Annotated in this window: 18 protein-coding genes and 1 pseudogene; 11 read left to right on the top strand and 8 right to left on the bottom strand. The window is 53.3% G+C overall.

Annotated features, from left to right (window positions below):
* The first annotated feature begins 46 nt into the window (after nucleotides 1-46).
* Together APY94_RS09480 and APY94_RS09475 are read left to right on the top strand one after the other, a co-directional pair.
* Nucleotides 47-688 (top strand): DUF432 domain-containing protein, encoded by a 642-nt coding sequence (locus APY94_RS09480; RefSeq protein ID WP_058939402.1) that lies wholly within the window; start codon nucleotides 47-49, stop codon nucleotides 686-688.
* Complete coding sequence (locus tag APY94_RS09475; RefSeq protein ID WP_058939401.1) at nucleotides 688-1791, top strand: mechanosensitive ion channel family protein; 1104 nt, start codon at nucleotides 688-690, stop codon at nucleotides 1789-1791. The genes APY94_RS09480 and APY94_RS09475 overlap by 1 nt, the downstream gene beginning before the upstream one ends.
* Here APY94_RS09475 and APY94_RS09470 read toward each other — a convergent pair.
* From APY94_RS09470 to APY94_RS13690, 6 genes and pseudogenes are all read right to left on the bottom strand, one after another.
* Nucleotides 1788-3116, bottom strand: a complete 1329-nt coding sequence (locus APY94_RS09470) for an RsmB/NOP family class I SAM-dependent RNA methyltransferase (protein WP_058939400.1) — start codon at nucleotides 3114-3116, stop codon at nucleotides 1788-1790. The two genes, APY94_RS09475 and APY94_RS09470, sit on opposite strands and share 4 nt — an antisense overlap.
* A gap of 24 nt (nucleotides 3117-3140) precedes the next feature.
* On the bottom strand, nucleotides 3141-4079 hold the full coding sequence (locus APY94_RS09465) for a hypothetical protein (RefSeq protein ID WP_058939399.1): 939 nt from the start codon (nucleotides 4077-4079) through the stop codon (nucleotides 3141-3143).
* A gap of 61 nt (nucleotides 4080-4140) precedes the next feature.
* A pseudogene (locus tag APY94_RS09460) lies at nucleotides 4141-4751 on the bottom strand (METTL5 family protein).
* Between the two features lie 52 nt (nucleotides 4752-4803).
* Nucleotides 4804-6123 (bottom strand): RNA-guided endonuclease InsQ/TnpB family protein, encoded by a 1320-nt coding sequence (locus APY94_RS09455; protein WP_058939398.1) that lies wholly within the window; start codon nucleotides 6121-6123, stop codon nucleotides 4804-4806.
* A gap of 121 nt (nucleotides 6124-6244) precedes the next feature.
* Entirely contained in the window at nucleotides 6245-7093 is an 849-nt protein-coding gene (locus APY94_RS13695) for a hypothetical protein (protein ID WP_245610452.1), read from the bottom strand.
* Between the two features lie 26 nt (nucleotides 7094-7119).
* A complete protein-coding gene (locus tag APY94_RS13690; protein WP_245610451.1) occupies nucleotides 7120-8028 on the bottom strand; it encodes a hypothetical protein in 909 nt (302 codons plus the stop codon).
* A 291-nt stretch (nucleotides 8029-8319) separates the two neighbouring features.
* Between APY94_RS13690 and APY94_RS09445 the strand changes: the two genes are divergently transcribed.
* From APY94_RS09445 to APY94_RS09435, 3 genes are read left to right on the top strand one after another with little or no spacing between them, the layout of a single operon-like run.
* On the top strand, nucleotides 8320-9669 hold the full coding sequence (locus APY94_RS09445; protein ID WP_058939397.1) for an ATPase domain-containing protein: 1350 nt from the start codon (nucleotides 8320-8322) through the stop codon (nucleotides 9667-9669).
* Nucleotides 9662-9976: a NitrOD5 domain-containing protein gene (locus APY94_RS09440; RefSeq protein WP_083500645.1), complete on the top strand. Its 315-nt coding sequence runs from the start codon at nucleotides 9662-9664 to the stop codon at nucleotides 9974-9976. Before APY94_RS09445 ends, APY94_RS09440 begins: the two co-directional genes overlap by 8 nt.
* Entirely contained in the window at nucleotides 9961-10218 is a 258-nt protein-coding gene (locus tag APY94_RS09435; RefSeq protein ID WP_058939395.1) for a hypothetical protein, read from the top strand. The genes APY94_RS09440 and APY94_RS09435 overlap by 16 nt, the downstream gene beginning before the upstream one ends.
* A gap of 4 nt (nucleotides 10219-10222) precedes the next feature.
* On the opposite strand, the gene dph2 is transcribed toward APY94_RS09435, so the two are convergent.
* A complete protein-coding gene (gene dph2, locus APY94_RS09430) occupies nucleotides 10223-11245 on the bottom strand; it encodes a diphthamide biosynthesis enzyme Dph2 (protein ID WP_058939394.1) in 1023 nt (340 codons plus the stop codon).
* Between the two features lie 98 nt (nucleotides 11246-11343).
* Between dph2 and APY94_RS09425 the strand changes: the two genes are divergently transcribed.
* The 6 genes from APY94_RS09425 (at nucleotide 11344) to APY94_RS09400 (ending at nucleotide 15358) form a co-directional block, all read left to right on the top strand.
* Nucleotides 11344-12177, top strand: coding sequence for a hypothetical protein (locus APY94_RS09425; RefSeq protein ID WP_157065519.1), 834 nt, complete (start codon nucleotides 11344-11346; stop codon nucleotides 12175-12177).
* A 5-nt stretch (nucleotides 12178-12182) separates the two neighbouring features.
* Nucleotides 12183-12521: a heavy metal-binding domain-containing protein gene (locus APY94_RS09420; RefSeq protein WP_058939392.1), complete on the top strand. Its 339-nt coding sequence runs from the start codon at nucleotides 12183-12185 to the stop codon at nucleotides 12519-12521.
* Nucleotides 12522-12523: 2 nt separating this feature from the next.
* Entirely contained in the window at nucleotides 12524-13228 is a 705-nt protein-coding gene (locus APY94_RS09415) for a YhfC family intramembrane metalloprotease (RefSeq protein ID WP_058939391.1), read from the top strand.
* Nucleotides 13229-13233: 5 nt separating this feature from the next.
* A complete protein-coding gene (locus APY94_RS09410; protein WP_058939390.1) occupies nucleotides 13234-13596 on the top strand; it encodes a PadR family transcriptional regulator in 363 nt (120 codons plus the stop codon).
* Nucleotides 13597-13747: 151 nt separating this feature from the next.
* A complete protein-coding gene (locus tag APY94_RS09405) occupies nucleotides 13748-14488 on the top strand; it encodes an SdpI family protein (RefSeq protein ID WP_058939389.1) in 741 nt (246 codons plus the stop codon).
* Nucleotides 14489-14563: 75 nt separating this feature from the next.
* Complete coding sequence (locus APY94_RS09400) at nucleotides 14564-15358, top strand: methyltransferase domain-containing protein (protein WP_058939388.1); 795 nt, start codon at nucleotides 14564-14566, stop codon at nucleotides 15356-15358.
* On the opposite strand, the gene APY94_RS13400 is transcribed toward APY94_RS09400, so the two are convergent.
* A partial coding sequence (locus tag APY94_RS13400; protein ID WP_058939387.1) for a hypothetical protein occupies nucleotides 15342-15597 on the bottom strand: 256 nt, incomplete at its 5' end. The two genes, APY94_RS09400 and APY94_RS13400, sit on opposite strands and share 17 nt — an antisense overlap.

Genomic DNA, 15597 nt, shown 5'->3' with positions numbered 1-15597 from the left:
CAATTTTCAGGCAAACTTTAAATCTTTCAAGGGGTATCTTTCTACCATGTTCGGTGAGCACGAGCTCAAGACCCAGTTCATCAAAATCATGGACAAAAAAATTCATCTCGTTGAGGGGTCAGGAGACAAGATCCTCTACCGTCGGGATGGGACGAGGATTCTGATAAAGAGGGGAAGGGGGAAGTTTCTCATCCTTCCGGCCCCGGCCGAGGGCTACGGTGTGAAGTTCCTGTTCATAAGGCTCTCCGAGAGGATCGCCATCCCCCCCAAGGAACGGCTGGTGGGATACCTCTCCGCCCCGATTGATATCTCGGTGAGGAGCGGCGACCTCGAGATAGACCGTTTTACCGTGGGGCGGGAAAAATACACCCTCTACGGCGAGAAGACGGTGGGTGTCATAGCGAGGTACCACGAGAGCGACTTCCACGAAAAGCCCCCCGATTCCCCGGGGATAGTGAAGCTCGTCATCCACAACCCCACAGAAAGCTGGAAGCTGGTGGAGAGGATAGTGTTCCCGATAAGGGACAGCGTGATGTTCTACGAGGAGAACAGAGCGTACTATCCTCTCATAATCCTGCTGACGAAGGAAATATACGAGGCCAACAACACAGGGAATCCGCCGGACGGGACGCTGAAGCCCACCCATGAGGCGGAACCGCTCCCTAACTTCAGGATGAGGTGGTCGTGATGGCGGCCAACAACACCACAACGGCCCCATCGGCTTCGCCGGCACCGATTCAGATAGACCTCAGCCTGCTGACCATCGTGGAAGCGGCCCTGATAGTATTCGGCATGATAGTCCTCGGAAGGGTAGTCAGGAAGATAATCATCAGAAAATCAAAGGAAACGAGCCTGACATGGATAATCAACGAGGACACCGCCGATATAGTCTTCAGGATGTTCGTGCTCGGGGGCATCATATGGGCCCTGTACCTGCTCGGCATAATGAGCTACGGGCTGGGACCGACCACCGTGGGCAACATAGCCTTCGCGATGGGCTTCTTTTACTTCTCGTACCTGATAGCAAAGAAGTCCAAGGACTACATGATAATGAGCTCGGGGAAGAAGGCCCAGCCCGACACTATAGTCAAGGCGAAGGTCTTCTACTACGTCTTCATAACCATCACCTTCTTCATGGCGCTGAGCTTCGCGGGAGTGAGCACGGAGCTGAGCGCCCTGCTGGCCGCGGCTGGAATAACGGGTATCGTCCTTGGTTTTTCGGCCCAAACTGTCGTTTCGAACTTCATCTCAGGCGTTTTCATGTACTTCGACAAGCCTCTGCTGATAGGTGACCATGTCAAGATAGGCGAGCTGGAGGGCGTCGTGGAGGACATAAAGATACTCTCCACCAGGATACGCGCGTGGGACGGTACGCTCATAAGGATACCGAACGAGAAGCTCTTCAACAGCAACATAGTGAACTTCATGCGCTATCCGGTCAGGCGCGTGGACGTGAACATCGGCATCGCGTACGCCGCCGATGCGGAGAGGGCCGTTGAGATAATAAAAAAAGTTCTCGACGACATCCCCCTCGTTCTCGTTGAGCCAGAACCGCTCGTATACGTCACCAACCTCGGCGAGAGCTCGGTGAACATAGCCATAAAGGCCTGGGCGCCCAGCGAGAGATGGTTCGACGTCAGGACGAGGATAATCCACGACGTCAAGAGGGCCCTCGACGAGGCGGGAATAGAGATACCGTTCCCGCAGAGGGTGAACTGGTTCGCCAACGAGCTGAAGGTCAGAATCGAGGAGCCACGCAAGAAATCGGGGGAAAGTGGGGAGGGAGCTTAATCCCCCTTCTTTTCCATCAGGGCGTAGAAGAAGCCTATCGTCCCGTGCCTGTGGGACCACGCCCGCATGGTCCCGGGCAAAAAGCCTTCATCGTAGGGACCGTTCAGGGGCACCAGCTCCGCATCATCATGCCTTCCCAGGAACCACTTGACCACGCCCTCGTTCTCCTCGGGAAGCATGGAGCAGGTGGAGTACAGCATTCTTCCTCCGGGCCTCAGAAGCCTCCAGGCACTTTCTATGAGCTCCCTCTGAAGGGCCACCACCTTCTGAATGTTCTTCTCACGAAGGCGCCACCGGAGCTCGGGGTTCTTCGCTATCGTCCCGTCGCTGGTGCAGGGCGCATCGAGCATCACCCTGTCAGCGATTCCCTCCCCCAGCATATCCGGGGCCTTTCTGCCGTCTGCCCGGATGGTCTCGGCAATCTCAACGTCCGTACGCTTGAGAACCTCGCGCATGCGTTTTATTCTGGCCCCATCCACATCGAAGGCGTAGATTTTGCCCTCGTTTTTCATCAGTTCCGCCATATGGGCCGTTTTTCCACCGGGGGCGGCGGCAAGGTCCACGACCGTTTCTCCAGGCTCCGGGGCCAGAAGTAGAGATGCAACCGCTGCCGCCTCCTCCTGGGCAATCGCCCAGCCCTTGTTGAAGAGCCATTCCGGGTTGAACGGGTCGAGGATACGGATGACCGTAGCCACCCTCTCGCTTCTCTCGAACCTAACGTTCTTTCTCCCGAGGTAACCCTCAACGTCCTCGACGGTGGTCTTCAGCAGGTTGACGCGGATGCTCGTCGGCAGGGTCTCGTTGAGTGCCTTAAGGAGCCCTTCCGCCTCGTCGCCGAGGAGCCCCTTCATGCGCCGTATGAACCATTCAGGAAACAGGTAGTCCCACTTCAGACGCTTCTCCTCACTGTCGATGACGGGCATGTACTCGAGGATCCTCGGCAGGATGTCGTAGTAGTAATAGCCAGCGTAGGGATGGGTTCTCTTCGACAGAAACTGGGCGAGGCCCTTCAGATGCTGCCGCGTCTTTTCGCTGGGGTCCCTAAAAACGGCCACCTCAACGGCCACCCTCATGGTTGCCCTCAGCCAGGGATCGAGGATAAGGGGCGAAACGCCGACGAGTTCCTCAATTATCTCGTCTATCAGACCGAGCCTGCGCTGGATGGAGTAGAATATGCCCGTCAGCTTCGAGTTCTCCCAGCCATCGATCCTGTACTTTGCGAAGGCCTTTCTCTTGGCGCTCTGGCTGGGCTTGATTTCCTCCCCGAGCTTAACCGCCTCTATGAGTGCATACAGCTGTCTGTCGCTAAGCTTGAGTTTCGGCATGGTTCACACTACGATGAGGCCTATTTAAAGTTCCCTGAGGAACCGGGGCAGTCTGCCTGTCCTTTCCTCAAGTAATGAAACCGTGGATGCGTTCCAGTAGTACGCCGGCAGTATCTGCTCAAGGAGGATGGCCTCCTCGGTGAACCCCTCCTCCCTCAGCCGTTTAGCAAGTTCGATTGCATCGTCCGGTCTTTTGCCGTAGTAGTTCATGATGGCGCTCCTCATAAGCTTAAGTATCTCCCTGACCCTTGAGCGCACGAGTATGTCCTCGTGGGAAGTGGCCAGAACGGAAAGTCTGAAGTAAGACGATCTGAGGAGGACCTCGATGATTTCCTGGGAAGGGGTTGTAAGCATCTGAACCATCGAATCAAAAGCAACTTCCAGGAGGAGGACATCGTTGAGGTCAAGTATCTCCGAGAAAACCCTGCCGACGTGCTTCAGGTTTCCATCCAGGGCGTATCCAGTGGAAGCGGCGAGCTTCAGTCCTATCGAGGATACCCAGATGTCATCCGAGCTTAAAAACCTGGCCACATGCCCGTCGATGGATGAGTAGTACCCCGGAGAGAGCGATGATATGAGATCAAGGATTCCTATCCACGTTGTCTTTCCGCGCGGTGCCAGATCGTACACCGCATTGAGGAGACGCGTGAGCTGTGACTCCGTAAGGGAGGTGTTCTCTATGAGTTTCCTGAGCACCAGGAGCGTTCTCATGACGATTCTGTCATCCCTGGCCAGCAACAGATCAGTCAACTGATCAAAGCCCCTGACGAGAACCTTTCTATGGAAAGAGCCCGAGGAGTCCCCCAACAGATCATCCAGCACGGACAGTGCCCTGAGCCGTAGTACATCGTCCTCCTCCCCCAGCAGGTCAATCACCACATCGAGTACACTCTCATCGCTCTTCACGAGACGGGAGACCTCTTTCATCTGCCAGGAGAGAACGAGTTCTTTAATTTGATCCATGGACTCCACCCCTCATTATACCCACGAGATATTGAACTTCATCCAATATATTGTTTTCGCTTCACGAACGCTGAAGTCTGTATACGTCAATGGAAATTCTCTCCAGCCGCTTCCTGTGGAAGAAAAATTGGGCTGGAATCTCAAAGGGAAGGGTTACTCTATGCGTTATCGAAAAACCGAAGTCTCTCACAAAGGCTTCGATGAAGCGTCTTACCTCAGGCTTGGCAAGGTGGATGGAGTAAACAACATCGCTCACTTCAAAGGCCTTCATCAAAAACGGCCTGTCCGCATGGGGATTCTGGCTCCCGAAGGGGGGTTCATCACAACGGTGTCAACCCTCTCCGAAAAATCCGAGACATCCGTGTGAACAACATCAACGCAGTCCGCCAGTCCTAGGCCGTCCAAGTTTTCATGGAGGACCTCAACGGCATCGCCATCAACCTCAACGGCGTAGACTTTTCCGGCCCCGAGCAGACATGCGCCGACCGAGAGAACCCCCGTCCCAGCACCCAGATCCGCGACAACCCTGCCCTCGAGGTCACCCATAGAGTGTGCCAGCCAGAGCAGCTCCGCCGCAACATTTCCAGGGGTTCTGTACTGTTCAAGCTCCGGTTTGGGGTTTTTGAAGCCATCCAGTCGCGAGAGGGTCATTGCAAGGTGTTTCTTCCTCATCGAACTCACCATCGGTCCGCCAGTCTGACCTCCTCCCGCCCTTAGCGAGGGGTTAACTCTTTGGAACCCTCGCCGATGACAGGGAAGTTCGAGGGGTTTCATTAAAACCCACTAAAAAGTGGGTTTTCGACCCCTCGGGGAGGGCCTTCCCCCCGTTACCCCTGCCCGCCGTCAAACCCGGCAGGCTCGGGGTTATCTTTTCCACAACCTTCCTCAAAATGTTGAAAGCTCCCACAAGATCAGCGTTCATTACAACGCCCTCTCCACGGCACTTAAACAAACCCCTAAAAATCCTCCCATCAGCGTGGCGTTGGCCGCAGAGAGGGCAAAGCTGGGAAGTAAAAGCCTCATCAACAACCACAACCAGAATACCATACTCTTCCGCAACTTCCTTGAGCCTTTGAATCCCCGTGTTAAACCGCCAAACGTGAGAGAGAAGGAAATTCTGCCTTCTACCCCTCTCGGAGTTCCTCGCTATACCCTTCGGGTAGCCAACTACAATCCTTGAAACCCCGAGGCGGTAAAGCTTTTCTACCGTCTGCCTCACGGCAGTGTTGATGTAGTGCCTCGCTTGGAGCTTAGCCTTCTCGTGTATCCGCTGAAGTTTTCGGCTCTTCCCACAGCCAAACTTGTTGAGTTTGGACTGGTAATCTGCTATTCTTCTTTGCCAGTAAAAAGAGATGCTCTTCAAGGGTCTGCCGTTCACGAGGAAGCTTTCGCCGTTCTCAACGTAAACGGCCATCAGGTTGTTCACTCCGAGGTCTATTCCTGCCGAGAGGCTTCCCAATGGTTGCCTTGGAACTCCAACCCAACCGTTTTTAGTGAGTTTTTGGCTGACTGTAAAGCTTACTCTCGCATACCACTTCCGCTTTACGGTATCGTAAGTTATTTCCAACCGTCCCTGCTTGCCCTTGAGATGAATCCTGCCCCCGAACTGAATTTTCAGCCTTCCGAACTTTCCCAATCGTCTAACTTCGATGGTGTTTCCATTAATCCTATACTGGTCGTTTCTAATTGGGATGATGAATAGTTTCTTACCGTTCTTCTCCCCGATGAAGCCGGGTGGTTTTGGTTTGAACCATTCGGGCAGTTCTCCATTTTTCTTCTTTTTGTTGAGGGCGAAGAAACTTCTCCAAGATTCTGCGTTCTTTCTCGCTAACGTTTGGACTGTAGATCCCCCAATCCAGTTTTTGAAGTTGTAATATGCCTCTTGTTGCGTTCCCAGGAAGTCTATTTTGCCGAATTCCTTGAACTGGTTTAGTCGTTGGTAGTTAAGCTTGTTCCAGATTACTACTGTTGCATTGGCTAACTCGAAGAGTGCTTTCTCCTGCTCTTTCGAGGGCTGAAGTTTTACTGTTATTGTTCGCTTCATCTCAAAGTATGGTACCCTTCTTGGGTTTTAAAAGAGTGTTGCTTTCCCGCTTAAGAATCTGTTGGGCGGTTGTCTGTCCCCGCCCTAAAGAGCGAGACTTTCAAAAGAAAAAAGTAATGGGCTACCCATGGACGAGTCCCTTCTCCCTATCAGCCATGGCCTCGAGAATTCTAATCGCAAGCTTCTGATCCTCGTATGGCGCCGATTTCTTAATCCTCTTAAGCTCCTCAACAAAGGGCCTGAAGAGCGCTACCCTGTTCGAAGGGGAAGATCTAACAAGCGCCTCAAGAACGAGCAACGCATCAAAGCGCGTCTCATCCTTATCGAGGTACTCCGCGAGAACCGGGAGAACCGCCATTGCACTTTTATCGTCCCACTTTCTGTCGAAATAGTAGCCAAAGAACTCAAGGGCAGGGATGGCCTTTGACACATCCCGGGAGAGATAAAACTCCAGAAATTGCCCCACTATCTCGCCACCATAGGGGGCCCGTGACGCCAGCACAGCGAGGGTTTTTACAGCCCTCATGCGCATCCACCTGTTCCTGGACAGCGCCAAGTTTATCAGCGGTCTCACGCAGGTTTTGAGCACTGACATCCATCTGGAATCGAGCCCCTCCGCGAGCTTGGAAAGGGCCCAGAGGGCGTCCATCTTCTCAAATTTATCACCCTCATCCAGCATACGGACGAGCTCGAAAACCAACTCGGGATTTATTCTGGACAGTTCAAGGAGCATCTCTTCGTCACCTGACGCAAGGGCGCGACTGAGCTCTTCCCTCCGTCTCTTCGGAGATTTACCATGCCCAGATGCACCGGTATGGAGCGAGGATGACGCGGCCTTTCTGCCCTTTCCCCTAAACCTAGAGAGGGTGGGAGGTTGGAGATACCTCTGGGCCTTTTTCTCGGGAGGTACCTCCGGATATTTCGGCCCCGGAAGAACCCTTTCGTTGATTTCCAGTGTCTCATTTCCCATCTCTTCCAGAATCCCCGCAAGCCACTTCAGGATGTACGTGTCTCCGACGGCAAGGCTAAATCCACTGCCTCGTAGAAGCGCTCGTGCACCAGAAGCTCGTGAAGTTTTTCCATAGCTTTCTGAGGATTTCTTGCGTAGTACTTCTTTATGGCCGCCCCAAGTTTTTCGGCCGCAAGCTTCGCTTTTTCCCTTAGCTCAGGACTCTTTCCAAGGGCAAGATTCTTAACTATCGTAAGCGTTTTTACGACATCGTCAATAAATTCCTCCCTCAGCGGAAAGTTCGAGATCTCCAGAAGAATGTCTAGGGCGAAATCTGCCAGTGCAACATCCTTTTCAGACAGCATGTCCTGAACTTCAAAAAACACCGTCTTTAAGAGGGGCGTAGCCCCGGTGTATGCGCTGGTGTTCAGGAGAAGCCGAAGGCCCATTGCCTTTAAGCGTAGATTTTTCGAGCTTAGAAGCCTCGAAAGCACATCCATTAGGCGGGGAGTGTACGAAACAGCCTTCATATTCATAATAACGGGGGGTATCTCGAGCAGAACAGCCTCGTTTCTGCGGCTTTTAACGAGATTCTTAAGAGCATTGGCAAGTCTAATGAACGTGTCTGGATAGAGGGGGACTCCATGTACGAGCTTGGCTAGGACCTTCAGCGAGTGGATGGAGACTTCATCGTTGCCGCGCTCCATCACCAGGAGTATCTCATCCAGGAATCTCCGGATTAGAGCCAGCTTTCTGACGTCGGGCATGGAGTCCAGCAGTTCTTCAAGCACCATAAGGGCCCTGAGTTTGATCTCGTTGTCTCCAGTCCGAAGGAGTTCAAACAGTGCCGTGAGTGCGGAGTCATCAGACAGCGTCATTTCAACTGCCTTTTTGATGTTCCATGATGCTAAGCATTCCTCCAGTGTTCTTGTGATAGTATTATCCTTCCGCGACATTACATGTGTTATTTGAATCTCCAGCTTATACGTTTTTTGATCAATGGGTTTACCTTTATGGATGCATCGAACTTCAAGGGTAGCTTCTCGACGGATTCCACATGCGCCCGCACAGCGAGACACCTGCTGAAGACACCCCGACGAATCCAAACCTGCCCTTAGAGTGGCACAAATCTGCAAATCAACGCCCTCCACGAGAAGAGATTAGTAGGTTCCTCCAGTGAGTTCGTCCCCGAGAATTCTAACGAAATGTATTTATATTTTTGCATCCACAAATAGAAGAGGGGGAACATGGAGCTCATATCAACAGGCATTCCGGGTCTTGATAAAGCCCTATCTGGAGGATTCTCTCGGGGTACCAGCATATTAATAGCAGGAAATCCCGGAACCGGAAAGACTCACCTAGCCATACACGTCCTCCATAACAACATGAAGAAGGGACTTAAGGGAGCGTATATCTCCTTCGCAGAAACCAAGAAACAGTTCTATCAGAACGCCATGGAGAGCGGGGCCAATTTTGAAAAAATGGAAAAACAGGGGCTCTTTAGATTCTACGACATGCTAACAATGCCAAAGGATGAAATGAAGGAATTCATTGACTTTCTCATCAAGGATCTCCTAGAGTGGCGGCCAGATATTGTTGTTTTTGATTCTGTAACGGTTATGGGACAGATTTTTGGGCAGGTTATGCTAAGATCGTTTCTCCATTCCATTATAGGACGAATAGTAAATGCGCTCAACACCTTGGCAATACTGATAGATGAGATACCATATGGGGAGAAAAAGGTCGGCTTTGGGGTCGAAGAGTTTGTGGTGGACGGTGTGATAATCCTGGAGATGGAACGGAAGGGAGAGGTGATAAAACGATACCTTACGATACCAAAAATGCGCGGGAGGAAGATAACCAAAAGCGCCTACGAATACGTGATAATCAGGGAGGGAATTGATGTCATTGCCGTCCCAGAACTGAAGTTCACCGGAAAAACCATAAACACCAGTGAACGGCTCAAAACGGGAATCCCAGCCCTTGATGACCTTCTGGGCGGAGGGCTGTACCAAGGAAGTATCAACATGATAGCGGGGCCCACTGGGAGCGGTAAGACTATACTCGCCCTCACAATTGCATCAAACATGTCCAAGCAGGGACGAAAGGTCCTCTACATAACCTTTGAGGAATCCCCCGGGGCAATACTTGAAACCATGCGCAAGCTCGGTTTGGACGATGACTTCAGTATAATCTCCCTTGTCCCGGAGGCAAAAACCCCCGTGCAGTACTACGCCCTTATAAAGAAACTCCTGGAGGAAACATCTTCAGAAATCCTTGTTATAGACTCTCTTTCAGCCATGAAAAGCCATATGGATGAGAGAGACTTCATAAAGGCCCTTAGATACCTGCAGTTGCTGGCCAAAGAGAACAACATAACCCTTATCCTAACACATGTTCCCAAGAACTCTCAGGGGCTGGCCTCAACGGACTTCAGCACACTAATGGACAGCATAATAATTCTTGGATACGAACTGCCCCGTAAGATTGGCGAGTCCATGAAACGCCATATATTCGTTCTAAAATCCCGGCACTCTGACCACAAGCCTGTGCTCATGGAATTCAGAATAACCCGCGGAGGGATAGCTATTGGCTAAGCTACGTGTTGGGCCAGCTTTGGTTAGCGCCACGACCAAGGAAATCCTACAGAAACTCGGAAAGCCTTTTGAGGCCACGATAACCGCTTACCTAAATTCAAAATACGGCCGGGGGATTGAAATAATCGAAGATAACCCCCGCACATTTTACAATGCCCTCAAAGAGCTGTTTGGGGAGTTTGCAGCCAGGGTTTTCATATACGACCTCGTGAAGGAACTCAACCTCCCAATTGAATCAAAGGATATTGAAGAGATGATAAAAGCTCTGGAGGAGTACCTCGGTGAACAAACATGGCCGAGGAAATAATCAAAATCCTTCGGAGAAAACACAGCTTTCTAAGTGCTATGATTGAGGGAGTTGAATATGCCATGAAAGAGCTGGAAGAAGAGAGCAAACCAGAAAAGATCTACAGTACACTGACCGTTTTTCTTGGCGAATTCCCAACCAAAAAGCTGATTCAAGATCTGGCGGACGAGAATGGCATTGAGGTGAGGGTAAGAACCAAAGAAGACGCACTAACCGTTCTCAGAAGCCTCAGGGAGAGATGACGGATCACTTCACACTCAATCCAAACGGTTCATCAGCTTTCCTTTCAGCCCCGAGTATTTCGTCGAATTCGTAATCCTCGCGCAGGCCCAGGAGTATCTCGACCTCCGGCGGCGTCAGCACAGGCCTCCTCCAGTTCTCGTAGTCGTCTATCGGAACGCGCGGGCAGGCGACGATGACGTACGCATCGAAGTCGAAACCCTCGAGGGCGGGATAACTGATGTGGTTCATGGCTATGAGCCTTGCGTATTTCCCGTGCTCGCGGAGGAGCCTAACCACGCGCTTCGCCTCCGCCAGGCGAAGCTGGCCTTTCTTGGTGCTCGTTATCACCCCGAAACGCTCCGCATCCATGGCCTTTGCTATCTGTGCCCAGCGCCTCCTGATGAGTCTCTCAGCCTCGTTATCCATCCAGATGGCATCGCCGGAGTAGGGGTTGACCGCGAGGGTTGGCTTCCGAGTTGCCAGAGCAACGCCGATGGGGTGGAAGTAGCCGGCACCTATGAATAGAACCCCCTCAGCATCCACCTTCGCCGCGGCAAAGTTGCAACCGAGAACCTGGCCCGGCCAGCTGACGCGGGAGTCCCCATGACCCACAAGGACATCGAAGCCGTTTTTCTCCAGAAACTTCCTCGCCCGGTCAAGCTGGTGGATGTGCTGGGCGGTTGTGACGAGGGCGATCCTTCTCCCAAGCCGCCTTATCTCACCCAGGTTCCTCTCGAGTGAAGGAACCACATCAACGGCCGCAAAGGCCGGAACGAATATCGTTGGAACCTCCAAGTGGAGGCGCATGTAGCTGTGGCCAAGGTGTATCAGCGCGTCACAGCCGAGTAGCTTTGCTTCCCTATCGGCTGGGTCGCAGGCACCGTAGTTTATATCCCCGCTTATTATCGCCTCGACTCCGTTCTCCTCAAGGAAATCCGCGAGAGCTTGAGCCTCCCCTTTTAGCCCCTCAGGAGTCTGAATGAGCACTCTCTCCGCGCCGAGCTCTCGTAGGATTTTCAGTATCTCGCCACTCGAAACTTCATGCATTGAGTCCACCCGGAGTCCATAGCAGAGAAACCTTTAAATGCCCATCGGCATCAGTACTATCAGAAAAAGTTAAAAATAAAAAATCCGGACCCGAAATGGTGAACAACGTGGTAGAGTTTCTTGGACTCCTCGGTGAGGCATGGGGAAAGTTCGAAGAGACCAAATGGCTCCTGCCGGTACCGCTCGTGATGAGCCTGATGGACTACGACAAAGTCATCAGAACCCTACACTTGGAAGGTTTTCATTTTGGAATTCGGTTTCCACTTCCAGAACCCTCACCGACCCTCTGGAGCTTTGTATCCCTGCCCGCGGGAGCATCTGGTACAACGTTTTCACCTGAGGGCCTCATGTTCACGGCGCTCCTCGTTCTCTTCGGGAGCTATCTCCAAGCGGGCTACATCGGAAGCATAAGGGACGAGGTTCTTATGCGGGATAGCAGCTTCCTCAAGAACGCGGAGAGGGACTTTCTCGAGTTCCTCCAGTTCAACCTGGTGCTGTATGCCGTCATGATGCTCCTAATCCTCTTCCTCATGGCCTTGCCATCCATGTTCTTCTCTGCTTTTCTGGGACTCATGATCTTTCTCTACGCCATCTACGGAACACCGTTTCTAATCTCAATCCGCGGGCTCAAATTCCGTGATGCACTGATCGAGAGCCTGAACCTGGCGAAGAAGGGTGGTGAATACCTGGACTATGCCCTTAAGTACCTCGCCATCGGGGCGTTGATTTCGGTACTCCTAACATTCATTGCAACGAACACCGGGGTGTTTGGCTTCACAGTTGGCCTGTTTCTGGCGGCCCCAATATCTCTAACACTGAGCACAGCCACGGTCATATTTTTCATTGACCTTACTCCGAAGTTTTCAGACAAGGAGAAAGCCTTAAATACTCCGGACGTCAATTATACCTCGAAGTTCGATGTATCAGGGTGATAAGTATGGACGACATCATCATAACGACCACTGAAAGCCTGCCCGGGTACAGGGTGGTCGAGGTGAAGGGCCTCGCGAGGGGCGGCATAGTCAGGGCCACCCACGTCGGCAGGGACATAATGGCCTTCTTCAAGAACCTTAAGGGCGGCGAGGTTCAGGAGTACACGCAGATGCTTGCGGAGGCCAGGGAGGAGGCTCTGAGGAGGATGAAGCTCCACGCCGAGGACATGGGCGCCAATGCGGTCGTGGGTGTTCGCTTCATGACCTCAGCGGTGGCATCGGGCATGGCGGAGATATACGCATACGGCACGGCGGTGGTCGTTGAGAGGATCGAGGAGGAGTGAGCATGTATCTCCTTCCGTTCCCCATACTCGGCGGGCTGCTGGCGTGGGCAACGATTTATTTCCTGGGCTTCGAAAAGCAGAGGTGGGGGGAGTTCGCCCTCGGTTTAGCAGCGTTTTTCATAGCGATGATTATCCAGAACCCCGTCCAGCAGCTCCCGCTCCTCGGAATTGGGATAAAGTCCAACGCCGACGTTATAGCGAGGGGAACCGCGTTCACCATAGGTGTTTCGATATGGCTCGGTCTCATTGCTGGAATAGTCCAGGAGGGGGCAAAGTACCTCCTGGTGAAAGGAAAGAGCCTGAACACTGGCCTGTTCATGGGGCTGGGCTTCGGAATAACGGAGGTCTTCGTTATAGCCGGGGCCGCTCTGGCGGGGGCCCTGGCCATGGGGGGACCCCTCGACGTCCCCACGAGCGCGGCGCTGCTCTCGATGGTGGAGCGCTACTTCGTCGTCCTCTTCCACGTCGGAACAGGGATATACCTCGCGTATGCCTACCGGGAAGGATTCGGAAAGAGCGGCCTTCTAGCGGTGATAGGCATCCACACAGTTATGGACTCAATGGCGGCCTATTACCAGCTCACGAAAAGCGAGCCGGTCATGTACGCGGTAGAATTTATAACCGCCCTCGTCGCACTGGGACTGCTGTACTACACGATTCCAAAGGCAAAGGTCGAGCTACCGAAGGAAGAGGAAGCCCTGTGGTGAGCGACGTGCTGGCGGACAGAAAGGAAAAGGCCCTCAAGAAGCTGAGAAAGGACCTCCGCTCCGGGCTCTACTCGTACCTGGTGCTCCTACTCCTGGAGAGGGAAGAAGAACTCCACGGCTACGCAATACGAAAAAGACTAGAAGAGCTCAGCGACGGCAGAATCGTGCCGAGTGAGGGGGCACTCTACGACATCCTCAAGAGCCTGAAGAAGAGCGGCCTGGTGGGAGACACCTGGGCGGAGGTCGGGGGGAGGCCGAGGAAGTACTACTCCCTGACGAAGCTGGGCAGGGAGGTCCTGAGCGAGCTGAGGACAGAGATAGGGGCGATAACAGAGACTCTGGAGAGGATGGAGGGTGATGGGGACTGAAAAGGGGTCCGCTCTCAGTTCCAATGGGACAAAAGATGCGGTGTGGTTTTACCTACTGCTGCAACTTCCGGAAAGGCCGTCAGCTACGCGGGGGTTCTCCTTATAGCCGCCGTTCTCATAGGGATTTATCGCCTGATTACGGGTGGTGTGGATGGACGGGTATGAGCTCCTCAGAATCCTCTGGGCGGTCTTCCTCGGCCTCGGTATAATTGCCGCGGGAGTTATTACCCTCACCTCAAAGGGTGAGCCTGGAATAGGGTTCAGGATAGGCTACACCTATATCTCGGAGAGGGCAAGGAGAAAAGCCAACCGCGTTTCCGGAATCGGGACGATCCTCACCGGAGTGTTTCTTATAATCCTCTCGCCGTTTCTGACGTTTGCATGGCTGGCGGTTGTCCTGCTCCTGGGCCTTGGAACAACCATGCTCTTTGCCTATCGGACTGCAAAGCGCGAGTACGAGCTTGAGGAGCTCTCGAAGGAAGCCCCCAAAGGGCCGGGGAGAAAGATAGAGCCTCCCGATCTAAAGGCATACATTGGTCTCCAGGCGGCGTTTCTCGGGATTTTTGCGCTTTTCTCCACAATGGGAAGCGTTTCAAAGGAAACCACACTGATCCTCGGTGGGGCGCTCCCTCTGCTCCTTGCACTGACGGTTCTCGCATCCCGTCCGCTGGTTTTCCAGCTGGCGCCCGGTTTCGCCGGAATCATGGCACGGAAGTTCGCAAGGGCGCTGACCCTTGTCTCAGGCCTAATAACGGCGGAGGTTGCCTTAGCGGCACTCGGTTACGAACCGGGTCCGCTTGGCATCGTGTTCATTCTCATAATCTCGCTCGGTGTTATCTTCTACGCAGCATTCACGGCCCTAACAGGAGCATATGAGGAAGGCTACTACTAACACCCAAAGATTTTATCGACATCCATATTCCGATGGATTTAAATAATTTCACACATTCTTTACCGTGGTGATGCCATGTCCCTTGAAGGGCTCTACCGTTACGCTAGGGCATATATGGAGCCGGACAATGAGGGGGCGAGAAAAAGGTTCAGGGAACTGGCGGAGTTCTTTGAAAAGCTGGAGCTCCCCAGAGGGGGAAGGATCCTTGACCTGTGCGCCGGCACTGGCATAGCCGGAGCGGCCGCCGCCAAGGCCACTGGAGCGAGCAGGTTAACTGTCCTAGATGCCCGGGCCGAGGACCTCGAAAGGGTTCACGAGTGGCTCGAGTCGGCAGGTCTGAGCACAATACCCACCAAAGTCCAAGGAGATGTGAGGAAAATTCCCGGTCTTGTGGAGGAACACGATGTGGCGGTGCTCTTTGGCAACACCATGATACACTTCGATCCCTTCGACGCGGTCAGGATATTCGCCGGCGTCGCCCTAACACTGAGCGGGGACGGGATCTTCATGGTAGAGGACACCGACAGGGTTTACAGGATATTATACAGCATCGGCTACAAGGAATTCTTCGTCGAGAGCAAGGGAGAAAACCACACCCTCGCCTCCGTCCACGAGGGATACGACGTCAGAAGGGGGACATTCAAAAGAGCCTACTACCTCCTGCCAGGATTTGAGAAAGTGGGGGAGTTCGACTTCCATCACTGGGACCTGGCGACCCAGTTGGCGATCGGGCGGATATTCTTCGGGGAGGCCAGACTGATACGGCCGGGGGAGCACGGATTCACGCGCGTGGGAGACGTCCTCTACTTCAAACGCCCAAGAAAGGACATCGCCGCCCTCGTCCTCGATGACTTCAGCGGTCCGCGCTGAACGCTATCTCTATCTCCTGTCCCGTGTTCCCATTCTTTACGACGAGGTACTGAGCCCCCTCAGACGTTATGAGGTCCACGTTAACCTCCGTCACGTTCTCCCAGCGGAGGATGACGCTGTCAGCAGTGACGTTCTCAAAGTAGCCGGATTCAGAGGTGACGATGTAGACGGAGAACGGGTGCTCCGCCCTCACGTGTCCCGTCACGTGGGAGCCCGCGGGAAGCCGCTCGGCCTGAAGG

This window comes from Thermococcus celericrescens, from assembly GCF_001484195.1.
Lineage (GTDB): Archaea > Methanobacteriota_B > Thermococci > Thermococcales > Thermococcaceae > Thermococcus > Thermococcus celericrescens.
This window is presented reverse-complemented; position numbering and strand designations above follow the sequence as displayed.